General features: G+C 39.4%; 13 protein-coding genes and 1 tRNA gene. 1 reads left to right on the top strand and 13 read right to left on the bottom strand.

Annotated features, from left to right (window positions below; all coding sequences use genetic code 11):
• Positions 1 to 11 precede the first annotated feature (11 nt).
• From rnc to ACZYT3_RS00680, 5 genes are read right to left on the bottom strand one after another with little or no spacing between them, the layout of a single operon-like run.
• The gene (rnc, locus tag ACZYT3_RS00700) at positions 12 to 692 is read right to left on the bottom strand and encodes a ribonuclease III (RefSeq protein WP_294562982.1); all 681 of its coding nucleotides are present in this window, start codon (positions 690 to 692) and stop codon (positions 12 to 14) included.
• A gap of 32 nt (positions 693 to 724) precedes the next feature.
• A complete protein-coding gene (recG, locus tag ACZYT3_RS00695; protein WP_464087320.1) occupies positions 725 to 2,719 on the bottom strand; it encodes an ATP-dependent DNA helicase RecG in 1,995 nt (664 codons plus the stop codon).
• 20 nt (positions 2,720 to 2,739) lie between these two features.
• Entirely contained in the window at positions 2,740 to 3,630 is an 891-nt protein-coding gene (locus ACZYT3_RS00690; protein WP_464087319.1) for an SPL family radical SAM protein, read from the bottom strand.
• A gap of 2 nt (positions 3,631 to 3,632) precedes the next feature.
• Positions 3,633 to 4,772 carry a CapA family protein gene (locus ACZYT3_RS00685; RefSeq protein ID WP_294562979.1) on the bottom strand — a complete coding sequence of 380 codons (1,140 nt, stop codon included), beginning with the start codon at positions 4,770 to 4,772 and terminating at the stop codon, positions 3,633 to 3,635.
• Between the two features lie 7 nt (positions 4,773 to 4,779).
• Positions 4,780 to 5,772: a M15 family metallopeptidase gene (locus ACZYT3_RS00680; RefSeq protein ID WP_464087318.1), complete on the bottom strand. Its 993-nt coding sequence runs from the start codon at positions 5,770 to 5,772 to the stop codon at positions 4,780 to 4,782.
• A gap of 99 nt (positions 5,773 to 5,871) precedes the next feature.
• Here ACZYT3_RS00680 and ACZYT3_RS00675 point away from each other — a divergent pair, with 99 nt between their 5' ends.
• Entirely contained in the window at positions 5,872 to 7,245 is a 1,374-nt protein-coding gene (locus ACZYT3_RS00675; protein ID WP_464087317.1) for an NAD(P)/FAD-dependent oxidoreductase, read from the top strand.
• 14 nt (positions 7,246 to 7,259) lie between these two features.
• On the opposite strand, the gene ACZYT3_RS00670 is transcribed toward ACZYT3_RS00675, so the two are convergent.
• The 8 genes from ACZYT3_RS00670 to ACZYT3_RS00635 all read right to left on the bottom strand — a co-directional run bounded on the left by ACZYT3_RS00670 (position 7,260) and on the right by ACZYT3_RS00635 (position 14,296).
• Positions 7,260 to 7,865 carry a helix-turn-helix domain-containing protein gene (locus ACZYT3_RS00670; RefSeq protein WP_464087316.1) on the bottom strand — a complete coding sequence of 202 codons (606 nt, stop codon included), beginning with the start codon at positions 7,863 to 7,865 and terminating at the stop codon, positions 7,260 to 7,262.
• Between the two features lie 99 nt (positions 7,866 to 7,964).
• The gene (locus ACZYT3_RS00665) at positions 7,965 to 9,014 is read right to left on the bottom strand and encodes a GNAT family N-acetyltransferase (protein ID WP_464087315.1); all 1,050 of its coding nucleotides are present in this window, start codon (positions 9,012 to 9,014) and stop codon (positions 7,965 to 7,967) included.
• Positions 9,015 to 9,023: 9 nt separating this feature from the next.
• On the bottom strand, positions 9,024 to 9,956 hold the full coding sequence (locus tag ACZYT3_RS00660; protein ID WP_464087314.1) for a GNAT family N-acetyltransferase: 933 nt from the start codon (positions 9,954 to 9,956) through the stop codon (positions 9,024 to 9,026).
• Entirely contained in the window at positions 9,943 to 10,701 is a 759-nt protein-coding gene (locus ACZYT3_RS00655) for an aminoglycoside adenylyltransferase domain-containing protein (protein ID WP_464087313.1), read from the bottom strand. The genes ACZYT3_RS00660 and ACZYT3_RS00655 overlap by 14 nt, the downstream gene beginning before the upstream one ends.
• 2 nt (positions 10,702 to 10,703) lie before the next feature.
• Entirely contained in the window at positions 10,704 to 11,288 is a 585-nt protein-coding gene (locus tag ACZYT3_RS00650; RefSeq protein WP_294562552.1) for a DnaJ domain-containing protein, read from the bottom strand.
• On the bottom strand, positions 11,272 to 12,117 hold the full coding sequence (locus ACZYT3_RS00645; RefSeq protein WP_464087312.1) for a DUF5685 family protein: 846 nt from the start codon (positions 12,115 to 12,117) through the stop codon (positions 11,272 to 11,274). Before ACZYT3_RS00645 ends, ACZYT3_RS00650 begins: the two co-directional genes overlap by 17 nt.
• Before the next feature lie 302 nt (positions 12,118 to 12,419).
• Positions 12,420 to 12,506 (bottom strand) — tRNA-Leu (locus tag ACZYT3_RS00640).
• A 23-nt stretch (positions 12,507 to 12,529) separates the two neighbouring features.
• Entirely contained in the window at positions 12,530 to 14,296 is a 1,767-nt protein-coding gene (locus tag ACZYT3_RS00635; protein ID WP_464087311.1) for an aminopeptidase P family protein, read from the bottom strand.
• Positions 14,297 to 14,320: the final 24 nt, after the last annotated feature.

Genomic DNA, 14,320 nt, shown 5'->3' with positions numbered 1-14,320 from the left:
TAAAAAAATGGCTATTTCACCATTTTCTCAAAAGCATCCTTTGCTGCTGCCTGCTCAGCTTTTTTCTTGGAAGGACCCTTACCCTTGCCAAGAATGATATCATCCATCTTTACGATTACTTCAAATACCGGCTGATTATTCGGGCCCTCCATATGAATGACCTCATAATTGACGGTCCTGCGGGCATCTGCCTGCACATATTCCTGGAGCTTGGTCTTATAATCAATGAGATTTTCAGCCTTAGGCGCCAAAATATGCGGTGTGATCACGCTCTCCAATACCTTACAGACATTATCAAAGCCGCTATCCAGATACAATGCCCCGATAAATGCCTCAAACATATCCGCCATGATCGATTCACGTTCACGACCTCCGGTCTTTTCTTCACCGACTCCCAGCAATAAAAACTGATTCAGCTTCAATTCCCGTGTATATTGTGCCAAAGCTGCTTCACTGACAAGCTGTGCACGCAATGTCGTCATATGCCCCTCATCCAATGGCGGCTGAAGCTCGAAAAGCTTTCTGGCCGACCATACCTGCAAGACAGCATCTCCCATAAATTCCAATCGCTCATTATCGCTTTTAAAAGTACGATGTTCATTCACATATGATGAATGAACAAACGCATTCTGTATCAGATTTTTATCATTTACCTCGATATTTCTTTCTTTAAGCCAGTCGAATATTTCCATATTTCCTCCATGTTCCCCCATTATATCATATTTTAATCAAGATATTTATTTTCTAAAGTATATTTTTCGCAAATCTTTTTCAAGCCTGGATAATCCTCAATATGTTTTACAATTTCCACCGCATCCTCACGGGCACTGTTCAAAATATTGGAATCCTGAACAAGATCTCCCAATATAAAGCTTGGCAATCCGCTTTGACGCTTGCCGAGGATATCTCCCGGACCCCGCATCTTCAGATCATAAAAAGAAAGCTCAAAGCCGTCATGACATTCCTCCAGCTTTTTAAGGCGGGCAATGCTCTCTTCATCCTTCGTATCACTTAAAAGGTAACAGATTCCCTGACGTTCACCCCGCCCCACACGTCCGCGAAGCTGATGGATCTGGCTCAAACCGAAACGGTGGGCATCATAGATCACCATGATATTCGCATCTTTCACATCGACACCGACTTCAATGACGCTGGTAGCAACTAAGATATCCAGCTCATGAGCAAGAAAACGATTCATGACTGCATCTTTTTCTTCACTTTTCATCTGGCCGTGAAGAAGTCCGATGCGATATCCCTTTAAGATTTTACACATTCCTTCATATATTGAAATGACGCTGCTCATCTTATAATCTTCATTTTCTTCGATGCTGGGACAAACCACATAACACTGTTCACCTGCATCGATCTTCATAAGCACATCCTTTAAGATCGGTTTCATGCTTTTTGAAGCAATATAATACGTCTGAGTAATATTTCTTCCCTTTGGATATTCTCTGATCGTTGAAACATCCAGATCACCATAAATAGAAGAAGCCAACGTTCGCGGGATCGGCGTCGCACTCATTAAAAGCATATCGACCTTTTTCCCTTTATTTAACAGTTTTCTGCGTTGTTCCACACCAAAGCGATGCTGCTCATCCGTGATCACCAAACCCAGATCCGCATAATGGACATCGTCCTGAAAAAGCGCATGCGTTCCGACGAGGATATCCAATTGTCCTTTAGTAAGCTTCTCTAAGATCTCTTCTTTTTCACTTTTCTTCAAAGAAGAACAGTAGAGCCGCAAGCGTACACCAAAGCCTTCATAGACCTTCGAAAGAGTGGCCAGATGCTGTTTCGCCAGGATCTCTGTCGGAGCCATAAAAGCCACCTGCTTATGTGCACAGACACAAGCATAAGCGGCAAAAGCCGCAACCAGCGTTTTTCCACAGCCGACATCTCCCTGAAGCAAGCGCATCATGCACGTCGAAGCATGCAGATCATGTAAGATCTCATCAATGCATGACTTCTGATCACCGGTCAGCTCAAAGGAAAGATTACGTGCCAGCTCATACACCTCATCATTTGAAAACTCCTTACCTACACCCTGAATTTTCATATTTTCACTGCGGCTGATCTGCATACAGCACTGAAAAATCAAAAATTCCTCATACTTCAGTGTCCGAAGCGCCTGGACAAGCGCATGCCGGGTCTTCGGCTTATGAATGAAATAAAGAGCTTCCCTTCTCGGCAATAGCTTATATTTCAAGCGGTATTCCTCCGGAATCCGCTCTTCGATCTTATCTGAGCATACCTCCAAGGCCTTATCGACCAGCTTGATCCAATCCTTCTGGGATAATGCCTGCGTCGTGGAATAAACGCTTTGCAAGCCCAGCTGCGATTCAATCGGCATTGAATTAACATTTGTCAGGGTAATCTTATTGCCTCCCTGATAAATACCGCTGATCGTCAAGGTCTTGCCGACAGGAAAGATATTTGTCCATGGACGATTAAAGATACTGCAAAAAAATTCTTCATCATCAATCATCATTGAAAAACGGGTCATGCTTTTCTTGCCCCCCAAACGAATGACACGGGCAGATGAACAGATGACACCGCTTGTAAAAATCTTTTCATTGATCTTCCATTCACTTATCGGCTTACGTTCATGTTCCTCATAACGAAAAGGATAATGCGTCAATATATCCTCAACACTTTCGATTCCCATGGTCTTTAAGATTTCAATTTTTTTTGGCGTTGTGATCTCTTTTAATTCCATGCGGATATTATAGCACAAAATCAGCCAAACAGTGAGAGCTGACGTATTTCTTTTTTATGAGATCTGATCAGCTTCACGATATCCTCCATTTGATAAAGGATCCCTCTTTTTAAACATTCCTCTTTCAACAGCTCATAATTTTCACGCCATTTTAACGATTCACAGTGATAGCGATTGCCATAGATACGCTGATATTGATAAGAAAGGCCCGGATAAAGCTCCTCTAATTTTTTATAATAATGATCCCGCTGATTCTGCCGCAATGTGACTCCCATATACGTCATGATATAATCCGCATGACACAAGTGGGCCATTTCGATGATTTTTAAAATATTTTCTTTGCTGTCCGTAATAAACGGTAAAACAGGATTCATGATGATGCCGCATATCAGACCTGCTTCCTTACATCTTCGCACAGCCTCAAACCGTTTTGACGATACGGCAACATGTGGTTCAATTTTTAAAGAACATTCATCAGAAGCACTCGTGATCGTAAAATTAACGACCGTTGTCATATTTTCATGAATTCTTTTCAAAAGCTCCAAATCTTCCAGTATCAGATCACTTTTTGTCGTAATTCCCGCACCAAAACCATAACGCTCGATAAGCATGAGCGCCTTTCTTGTCAGATGAACCTCTTTTTCAAAGGGATTATAGGGATCGGACATGGCACCCATCCCAATGATGCCCCTGCTTTTTTTATGACGCAGCTCCTTTTCAAGGATCAAAGCGGCATCCTTTTTACCTCGGACCACATCAAAGCGGTCGATCCGATAACACTGACTTCTCGAATCACAATAGATACAGCCATGACAACAGCCCTTATACAGATTCAGATTATAATCAAAACCAAACCATTCTTCAGGACATTTATTTTTAGAAAGAAGGCTTTTTGCTTCTATCCACTCCATGCTTACTCCAAAAATGACGCATCGATCACCCGATCGGTAATTTCATGTATATAATCTAAAGAAACCACATTGCCATCATAGCCATTTAATACATGCTTGGAAGCCAGTTCATCCGTATAATCGGAAACCTTATAGGATTTATAATTATAGCGTTCAGCATTGATATTGGCGGCATTCCCTTCAAAATGAATCATCAGCGGCACCCATCTTACATGATCGATATAAATATCATCCTCTTCCTTCACAAAGTCAAATTGGATCATACCACCGATCGCATTATTCGTCGTCAGCATACCACCGATAAAATTTCCTAACGAATATACCACCAGCGTCCGATTTCCCATCTCACCGCTCACCCACTCAACAGGCTGGATCACATGCGGATGGGTACCAATGACCACATCAACGCCCAGATCGGCAAATAACTGCGCATAATGCCGTTGAAAGCTATTCGGAACAAACGAATTCTCATCACCCCAATGTGCACTCACGATGACAACATCACTGATTTCCTTTGCCCGTTGTACATCACTTGTAATCTGTGCATCATCAAAATAAGAAACTTCATAGGAATACTCCGGCCGGATACCGTTGGTGCCATAGGTATAAGCTAAAAAACTAAAAGTAATGCCTTTGACCTCAAACGTTGGAATCGTATCATAAGCTTCTTGTGACGTATAAGCACCATCAACGACCATCCCTTTCACAGAAGAAAAGGTATTCAATTCATTGACAATACCGGACAATCCTCGATCCAACGTATGATTTGTTGCCAGATTGACCAGATTAAAACCACTTTCTTTTAAATCAGAAGCAATTTCACTAGGTGAATTAAAGCTCGGATAACCGCTCAATCCCAATTCGCTGCCACCCAGTATTGTTTCCTGATTGATAAAAGCAATATCGCTCTTTCTCATATCATCCGCCACATCCTCATACATCTTCGTAAAATCATAACTGCCATCAGATGTCAATGCATCCAGATACACCGTTTCATGGATCAGATTATCCCCGACTCCCGAAAAAGAAACAACTGTGATCGGACTTGGCTCATAAACACAGACAAGCGGATCCTGATCTTCATTTTTTGTTGAACAAGCCAGCAGCAGAAAAGCTGCCAGCACCATGCTTACTTTCTTCATAACTTCCTCACTTTCGTGCTAAATATTCTTCAAGGCACCAATTGTTCTCATACATGATCGCTGCGGCTTCTGCACCGACATAACGCAGATGCCAGCTTTCATAGCCATAGCGGGTTATCTCTTGCTTATCTTCAGGATAACGCAAAATAAAACCAAAACGATGCATATTTTCTAAGATCCATGGATAGGCTTCATGATTTTCAATATCCGTATAACGAATGTGATCAAAGGTAATATCTACCGCTAAACCACTGTTATGCTCGCTCTGTCCGGGGCGGGCATAGAATTGATCGGTTCTTTCCTGTCCATAGATCGGCAAATAATAATTATATAAATCTTTTTGATACTGATAAGAGCGATAAGCGGCAATCGCCACGATCCCAATGCCCTTTTCCTCCAAGGCACTCTCGACAAACCGTTCAAAAGCTTCTTCCGCTTCCTGACGCAAGACTACCTGATCCATCATTGTACATGAATAATCAATTCCTTGCGTACAGACATATTTGACATGGACCATATCATCAGGAACATATCCTTCCGGCAGCGCATTGAATTTATTCACCAGCAAGGTCATGTCAGAAAAATCATTGACAATGGAAATCATTTCAAATGGTTTTAGATCCATATTCATGTTTACATTCAATACCCTTTCTTCATAGCTGCCTTCAGCTTTTAAATAACGTTCAAGATTTTCTTCCCTGAAATAAGGAATCGCACTGTAACCCTCTACATCTTCATCACTCAATCCTCTTTTCAAAAGAAAATTCACATGTGACGAAGAAGTCAGATCCATCCGGCAATAATCTTCGATATATCCTTTTTCAAAAGCTTCCTCATCCAGCATCAGCTGCAGTGAAGCAACCTGCTCACAGTTATTTTCCGCAAATTCCAACACATCCTCCTCACGAAGGATCTCTTGTTGTTTTTCTGTATAATGACTCTGTTTGATCTGACATCCGCTTATAAACAGACATAAAATCAAAAAAAATATTTTCTTCATGTTCTCTCTCCTAAATTCATTATATCATAAACATTCTCATAAATTCATTGAAATTATATCACTTTGCCATGTATAATAAATAAGTGCGAGGTAATGAACATGAATTATGATATTTTGATTATTGGTGCCGGTCCCGGCGGTATTTTCTCTTGTTATGAACTGGTAAAAAAAAGACCGGATCTAAAGATTGCAGTATTTGAAACGGGCAATCCCCTTGAAAAAAGAAAATGTCCGATCGATGGCAAGAAAATCAAATCCTGTATCAACTGTAAGACCTGTGCCATCATGAATGGATTTGGTGGTGCCGGTGCCTTCAGCGATGGCAAATACAACATCACGAATCAATTTGGCGGTGATCTATATGAATACATCGGTAAAAAAGAAGCGATCGATCTCATGCACTATGTCGATGAGATCAACACATCCCATGGCGGTCAAAACACCCGTCTTTATTCAACAGCCAATACACGTTTGAAAAAAATCTGTTTGCAGAATGATCTTCATCTATTAGATGCCAGCGTCCGTCATTTAGGAACCGATATTAATTATATCGTCTTAAAAAATCTCTATGAAGAATTAAAAGATCATGTCGATTTCTATTTCAACAGCAAAGTGGATGAGGTCCATCATCTGGATAACGGCTATGAGATCATCACTAACGCACAAAGCTATGTTGGCAAGCAATGTATCATTTCTACCGGCAGAAGCGGTTCCAAATGGATGCAATCCATCTGTGATCATTTAAATATCAAGACCAAATCAAATCGTGTAGATATCGGTGTCCGCGTTGAGCTTCCTTATGAAGTATTCTCTCATCTGACGGATGAATTATATGAAAGCAAGATCGTATATCGTACCAAAAAATTTCAGGATAAGGTAAGAACCTTCTGTATGAATCCGAAAGGTGTCGTCGTTAATGAAAATACAAACGGTATCGTGACCGTCAATGGTCATAGCTATAACGATCCGGCTCTTTATACCGAAAATACAAATTTTGCCCTTTTGGTATCCAACCATTTCACAGAACCTTTTAAAAGCTCAAATGAATACGGAGAAAGCATTGCCCGTCTATCCAATATGCTTGGCGGCGGCGTCATCGTTCAGCGCTTTGGCGATCTCATCCGTGGTCAGCGATCAACACCTTCCAGAATTGAAAGCTCCTTTCTGACACCTACCCTTTCCGCAACACCGGGCGATCTGAGCCTGGTCATTCCTAAACGCCAATTAGATGACATCATCGAAATGATCCACGCGTTAGATAAAGTAGCACCGGGTACTGCCAGTGATGATACGCTTTTATATGGTGTTGAAGTCAAATTCTATAATATGCAGGTAGAAATCAATGAAAATCTGGAAACCTGTCATAAGGGATTATTCGTCATCGGCGACTGTTCAGGAGTAACACACTCCCTTTCCCATGCTTCAGCCAGCGGCGTTTATGTTGCCCGCTATATCTGTGATCATTTAAAATAAACCTGAGTTCAAGCTCAGGCTTTTTTTAATTTATTATGAATGAAAGTGTAAGCAATGAAACACAAAGCTCCATATAAAACCCAATAATATAAATTATGCAGACCATATCCAAAAGGAAAATGAATCAAAGGTTGAAACGCCAAAATATTATTTAAAATGACAAAAGGATAAAAAAGCAAGATCCAAGTATTCAAATACCAAAAGATACGATTTGCCTCTATTTTATCTTCTTGATTTTTCTGATTCATCATTGCCCAAATATAAAAGACGCAACTCAAGATTATAAGAAGCGGACCTGCCACAAAAGAAGGATAGCTCATATATTCAAACCATAGTGCACATCCGAAAATCAGACCACATAGATTACATGCACTTACGAGCAACACGATCGTTTTAATATTTAGATGTTTTTTTTCTTCTAATTCTTTCCCTAAAACAAGATGATCGATCGATATATCAAAATAAGCACAAAGCTGAATGATTTTATCTAAATCCGGAACGCTTTGGGAGCTTTCCCACTTACTAATAGACTGTCTTGACACACCAATCACTATTGCCAATTCTTCCTGTGACAGACCTTTCTTCTTTCTTAATATGGCAATACGCTCTCCCATTTGCATAGCATCACTTCCTCCCAGAGAAATTGTAACACTATTAGAAGATTTCTTTCAATCAACTTTTATAACCAAAATGTCAACTGCTGGTTGCATCCATATTTTTTAGTCTTTTTTTGACATGATAAATACCTGCTCATCCATAAACCTGCCATCATAGCGATGATAGGCTTTTTCTAAGTGTTTATAATAGTGAAAGCCACACTTCTCAGCCACTCTTGCTGAGCGAAGATTATCATCAAAACAACAGATGAAAAGATGATCCTGGTGAAGTCTTTCAAAAGCAAACTGACTTACCTGTTTCACAGCTTCGCTCATAAGACCATGACCCCAGTAATCTTTACAAAGTACATATCCAAATTCCAGGCTTCGATCTTTTTTGATCTTAGAATGATGGAATCCAATCGAACCGATGACCTTGTGATTTTCTTTAAGCTCAATTGCCCATTCTTTTTGATTTATGAATAATTCTATGATTTTTGCGGATTCCTCCAGCGATTCATGAGGCTTCCAGCCGGCCATCGGGCCCACCTCCGGGACACTGGCATATTCATAAAGATCATAAACATCCTCTTTGCGCCATTTCCTTAACAGCAATCGCTCTGTTTCAATCGTTTCGCCAAACAAAAGCTGAGGAAAACGGCTGATATAAAACCGGGCTGCTGAAGATGTTTCTTCCAAATGATATTTTTTAAAGTCATCTTGGATAGAAGATAAGACCATCTGGCGTACTTTAGGACTGATCTCTTCATAACGATGCAAAATCAGTTTTCCATCATCGATCTTCTTTTGAAGCCAGCTTCCCATATCCTTGATTTCTATGATATCGATCACTTTTTCTTCATGTTTGCTGACCACCACATCTTTAATTTTTGTAGGATTGTCCCCCTGTATATCTTCACATACATATAGATATCCCTTCTGACCGCCATAAATGTCCATGAACCCATTTTCATAATATTCCTCATAGACCAACCTTCCCTTGGCATCAAAGCCATAAGGATACCAGTTAAGTGGCTTTGGTAATGCATGTACACAATATAATGCCGCTAACACAGGATTGGTGGAAAAATAAACATAGGCTTTTTCATGTTCACTGACAAAAGGCTTTAATACCTTTAAGCCTGCCTGATTGCTTCCATGGTAATACTTCATGCCTGCTCCTTATAAAGTGATCCAATATCTTTCGATATAATCATTTTCTTCTTTTTCAAAACTTTCATCTTCATAGACCCCACCATTTTTCAAAATCGTTTTTCTTGAAGCCTGATTACTTTTCAAACAAGTAACCAATATCTTCTCCATATTTTTCTCACGACAAACCCCTATCATCTTAGAAAGCATGAGCGTTGCATACCCTTTTCTTCTCTCACCCGGCCGGACACTATAACCAATATGACCACCGTAATTGAAAAGATAATCATTTAGTTCATGACGAAGCTGGATCATGCCCACGATCTTTCTATCTTTCTTCCTGACAAGAATATACTGTTCACAGCTCACCCGGTGGGATGGAACCTTATCAGCATCCTCATAATCTTTGCACCCGGAAATCCATTCCAAAGGATCCTCACATTCTCTTAAATTTCCTGTACCATCCATCGAATCCCGTGCATCTAAAAACTCCTGCCGATATGCCGCAATTTCACTCGCATAAGATGCATCCGGCTTTATAAATATGAGATCATCAAACAATTCATCATGATAACCCTCTGCCACCTTGACCATATGGCCGATATTTCCCTCACCGGCATAAATCTTCATATCAAAGAAATCTTCATTCTTATCAATCCAGCACAGCTCATTCTCATCTCCATATACCTCTTTGTGATGAGCAAGCATTCCTATGTAGACCTCTACGGTTAGATCATCTAAATGATACACCATATCCATCAAATGAGTTAAAATGATATCATCAGAAGAAATACCTGTTTCCTCATATAATTCACGATAAGCCGCATGTTCGCTCAGCTCATCCTTTTCAACTTTTCCCCCTACCAGATTCAATAACCCTTTATAGGGATTTTTCTTACGCTTACACATCAATATCTTTTCTTTATTTTCATCATAAACTAAGATCACATTACACTTTTTCATTCAAAATCCCTTCTTTTTCCATAAATTCAAATAATAAATCCCCTTCTTTTTCATCTATTTTATCAGCTTGATCATTAAGATAACACGACAACGCTTTTGATATGATATTATTTAACGGATAAGAAAAATGTCGGATCGCCCATTCTCCCGCTAAAAGCTTGCTTGACACGACCCCTTCTTTTTTATAATAATACACGCGGCACAGGTTCAATATGACATCGACAGGTTCCTTTTTGAATCGTTCCTTCGAATCTGCCACATCTTTTTCGATACTGTCTAAATATGCTTCTTTAGGCACCTCTGAAAAAAGCCGCTCTTTCTCCATTCCATAAACACAGATGCCAAAATGATACGTTATCATAAAATGAGCAGCAAGATCCTCATCTTTTCCCTGCATTTTCAAAAGGGTCCCATCCAGATCTTTTTGATAAGAAGAGAGATACATCGGTGAATAATGAAGCTCATAAGGTGTCGGATAGATAAAATTCAGACAATAACGCTTCAGCACCACACTCATCTCAAAGCCCTTGAAGGGTGCCTCAGACTCATGATCCATCAAAAACCGAATCATCCTTTTTTTCTGGTCAAAAGATGGTATCTGCTCGCAAATAACAAGAAAATCCAAGTCACTTCTACTTGGATTAAATCCTCCCATCGCATAAGAGCCATGAATATAAATACCTACTAAATTTGTCTGCAGGATCTTTACATACTCCCTGACATTTTTCTGAATCAACTCTTCCATAACTAACAGCAGCAGAAAAGCGGTACCCCAAAACCACCTAAACACATATTACAAAGCATCAACTGACAGCAAAGTGATCCGCCGTCACCAAAAGGCTGCTGCATCCTGCGATAACGATTCTGGCTTCCCTGTATCTGCGCATAGAGCTGACGATACTCATTATTCGTCGGATCCATCTGACAGGCTCTTTCAGCCGCTTCCATCGCTGCTACCTGCTGACCAAGTCCATAATTGGCAATCGCATAAAGATAATACCAGTTGGCATCACGATTGCTCATATTGGTCAAAAGCTGATAAGCATATAAATATTGCCCCATATTCAAAAAGCTGACCACTCTTTGATAATCATTATTGGCGTAGGTCTGCTGGGAACCGTACTGATTCCAGAATTCACGTGCATTACCGCCGTTTTTACGCATGTTCATGATCGTATCATAGGCATTCTGAATCTTCTTGAAACGCTCTTCTGCACCTGCTTCCTTATTTACGTCAGGATGATATTTTTTCGCCAATTGACGATATGCTTTTTTCACCTCTTCATCACTGGCATCAGGGCTGACACCTAAAATCTTATACGGATCTTCCATCTTTATCATCCTCTCTTTTCTTTCTCACCATTTCATATCTTGCCCACACCCCAGAATATATAATATTTCGTAAAATATTTGCATATTCAAGAATCGGCAGCTTTTCAAACGCATCACTTGAGCGTGCGATCATCAGTTCCAGTATATTTTTTATCCGTTCATCAAATCCACATTTTTGGTAACTTTTTATAAACGGATTAAAACAATTTTTAGAAATATCTTTCTCTACATCCTCATAAGCATCCATGATATAAATAAAACGTCCTAAATAATCACCCATTTCATATAGAAGTCCTTTCCATTCGTCCTCCCGATAAGCAAGGATCTCACCTAACATTACTCCGCTCAGTCCTGCCAAAGCATCAATATCTTCACATTTTTCTTCTTCCAATAAATGAGTTTTTTCAAGAACCTCCCGGATCTTTTTCACTTTATCCGGATATTTTGCTTGTACCTGTAAGAATTTCTTTTTCAGTGCTTTCTGATAAATATAGCTTGATTTCTTACGTTCATCTTCCCAGTTATCCTCACATTTTAAGTAAGTAAGAAGAATCGTCATATCCGAAGCATATTCGATCATCACATTGTGAAAGAGATTTCTTTTTTTCGTTGGATGAAAAGGACATCGATATTCTTTTGATGTGACCTCACATTCATAAAGCCCGCTCAGCAGTATTGCCAGAAAGGTCATATCAAAATTTAATGCCATCTGTCCGCTTCTTCCATACGTCTGATGAAGACAATCACATAAACCACAATAAAAGCCTAAATAAGTATCATTTTCCTCTTCACTCAGCTTTTGCTTATTCACCATCACATATCCAAACATATCTCTTCCTCATTTTATATAGTTTACAGATTTATGGCCCATAATTCAAGGATTCTTTTTCAAAAAACATGATTCAACATAATTTTGCCGTGATCCTTTTACAATCCTTTAAGCCGAAACCTGATAATATTCATGTCATGATCCTTTTCTCTTAAAAAAGTTATTATTACAAGGTATAATATTTTCTCATTGACAAATAGAAGGGATAATTTCAGAAAAAGCAATAATTTTGTCGTCATTTTATCATCATTTTTAAATTATGACATCAAAAAAGCCCTATTTCTAGGGCTTATCTTGAATAATGGTGCGGATAACAGGACTTGAACCTGCACGATATTGCTACCACTAGAACCTGAATCTAGCGCGTCTACCAGTTCCGCCATATCCGCATATTAAAAGCAGTTGCCTGCTTTTAAATTTCTCTTGTATATTCTTTCAGCTTTTCAAGCTCATAAGAATTCATGTACGGAGAAAGTTTCTCAAAAACTTCTCTGTGATAATTATTTAACCACATTCTTTCACTGTTTGTCAACATATTTTTTAAAATAGGATCTAAATCATATGGACATAATGTCAAGGATTCAAATTTCATAAACTGTCCGTATTCATTTTTCACATCTTTTACACATAACAGCTCATTTTCAATACGGATACCATGAGAACCTTCTACATAATAACCCGGCTCATCCGTTGTGATCATACCTTCTTCAAAGACACATATTCCTCTTGACGGATTCCAGTAAAAATTATTCGGTCCTTCATGCACATTCAGCACATGACCTACACCATGTCCTGTACCATGCTTAAAATCCATATTTCTTTCCCAGAATGGTTCACGACAGATGCCGTCTAATGACGGACCGCTGCAGCCATACAAAAATTTTGCCTTTGCAAGATCGATATGACTTCTTAATACCGTTGTATAATCTTCTTTAAATGCTTCACAGGTTTCTCCCAGCATAAAGGTACGTGTAATATCCGTTGTTCCCTGCTTATAGGTTCCTCCGCTGTCCACTAACAGAAAATCTTTGGCCTTGCACATCGCATAAGCATCCTTGGTTGCCGTATAATGCATGCTTGCACCATTAGGACCATAACCGGCAATCGTATCAAAGCTCGGCTCGATCAGATCGGCCCATTCTTTTCTAAAGCTTAATAATTTTTCACTGACTTCTAATTCACTGATATCTCTTTTCTTGATTTCATCTTTCAGCCAGATCATAAATTTTGTCACTGCCACACCATCCATGACATGTGCCCATTTTGTATTTTCGATTTCAACCTTATTCTTGATAGCTTTCATCATCGTACTTGGATTTGGTGCATTGACGATCTCACAAGGAATGCATTCCAATAAATATGAGTTGATGACAGCTTCATTGACCATGACACGATGATCCTTATCCAGCTTTTTCAAGTATTCATAAACATCATTATATGGATAAAGCTCGACATGACATTCCTCAAAATTCTTCTTCATGCCTTCATCACATTTCTTTTCATCCATAAACAAAGCCACTTTATCCATAAAGATAACAGCATAGCTCAATACAAGAGGACATGAATGAACATCATCCCCACGCATATTAAAGATCCATGCCAGATCATCCAAAGTAGAAACAACATGCACATCCGCACCCTGTTCCTTCATGACCTTACGGATGTCCGCTAATTTTTCACTTGTCTTTTTGCCACTGTATTTTTCTTCCATAAAGAAAGCTTTCTTATCAGATAAAGCCGGACGATCTTCCCAGATCATATCAACCAAGTCTTCATCACATTTAAAATTCAATTTAAAGCTTTCTTTAAAATGCCTGAACTGCGCTGCCGTAACAACACGTCCGTCAAAACCCAACGTATCATTCTCATACAGATGCGCTTTGATATATTCATCTAAGGTAGGCACATTCGGTTCATTCATCTTCATCAGCTTAAATTCACTGCCCTTGATGGCATTGGCAGCAATGATGAAATAACGAGCATCGGTCCATAAACAGGCTTCTTCTTGTGTAATGAGCAAAAAACCGGCACTGCCTTTAAATCCGCTCATATAAGCTCTTGTCTTGAAATAATCTGAAACATATTCAGAGTTATGAAAGTCGCTGGTTGGAATATAGTAAGCATCGATTCCTTTTTCTTTCATAAGCTTTCTTAATTTTTGTATTCTTTCATCGATCATAATACACCCTCTTTTCTGCAGTTA

The sequence above is a fragment of the Traorella sp. mt218 genome, assembly GCF_055420025.1.
This window is presented reverse-complemented; position numbering and strand designations above follow the sequence as displayed.

Excerpts from the sequence above, each read along its gene's own strand:
- rnc (WP_294562982.1), bottom strand. The coding sequence starts at position 692 with ATGGAAATATTCGACTGGCTTAAAGAAAGAAATATCGAGGTAAATGAT.
- recG (WP_464087320.1), bottom strand. The coding sequence starts at position 2,719 with ATGGAATTAAAAGAGATCACAACGCCAAAAAAAATTGAAATCTTAAAG.
- ACZYT3_RS00690 (WP_464087319.1), bottom strand. The coding sequence starts at position 3,630 with ATGGAGTGGATAGAAGCAAAAAGCCTTCTTTCTAAAAATAAATGTCCT.
- ACZYT3_RS00685 (WP_294562979.1), bottom strand. The coding sequence starts at position 4,772 with ATGAAGAAAGTAAGCATGGTGCTGGCAGCTTTTCTGCTGCTGGCTTGT.
- ACZYT3_RS00680 (WP_464087318.1), bottom strand. The coding sequence starts at position 5,772 with ATGAAGAAAATATTTTTTTTGATTTTATGTCTGTTTATAAGCGGATGT.
- ACZYT3_RS00675 (WP_464087317.1), top strand. The coding sequence starts at position 5,872 with ATGAATTATGATATTTTGATTATTGGTGCCGGTCCCGGCGGTATTTTC.
- ACZYT3_RS00670 (WP_464087316.1), bottom strand. The coding sequence starts at position 7,865 with ATGCAAATGGGAGAGCGTATTGCCATATTAAGAAAGAAGAAAGGTCTG.
- ACZYT3_RS00665 (WP_464087315.1), bottom strand. The coding sequence starts at position 9,014 with ATGAAGTATTACCATGGAAGCAATCAGGCAGGCTTAAAGGTATTAAAG.
- ACZYT3_RS00660 (WP_464087314.1), bottom strand. The coding sequence starts at position 9,956 with ATGAAAAAGTGTAATGTGATCTTAGTTTATGATGAAAATAAAGAAAAG.
- ACZYT3_RS00655 (WP_464087313.1), bottom strand. The coding sequence starts at position 10,701 with ATGGAAGAGTTGATTCAGAAAAATGTCAGGGAGTATGTAAAGATCCTG.
- ACZYT3_RS00650 (WP_294562552.1), bottom strand. The coding sequence starts at position 11,288 with ATGGAAGATCCGTATAAGATTTTAGGTGTCAGCCCTGATGCCAGTGAT.
- ACZYT3_RS00645 (WP_464087312.1), bottom strand. The coding sequence starts at position 12,117 with ATGTTTGGATATGTGATGGTGAATAAGCAAAAGCTGAGTGAAGAGGAA.
- ACZYT3_RS00635 (WP_464087311.1), bottom strand. The coding sequence starts at position 14,296 with ATGATCGATGAAAGAATACAAAAATTAAGAAAGCTTATGAAAGAAAAA.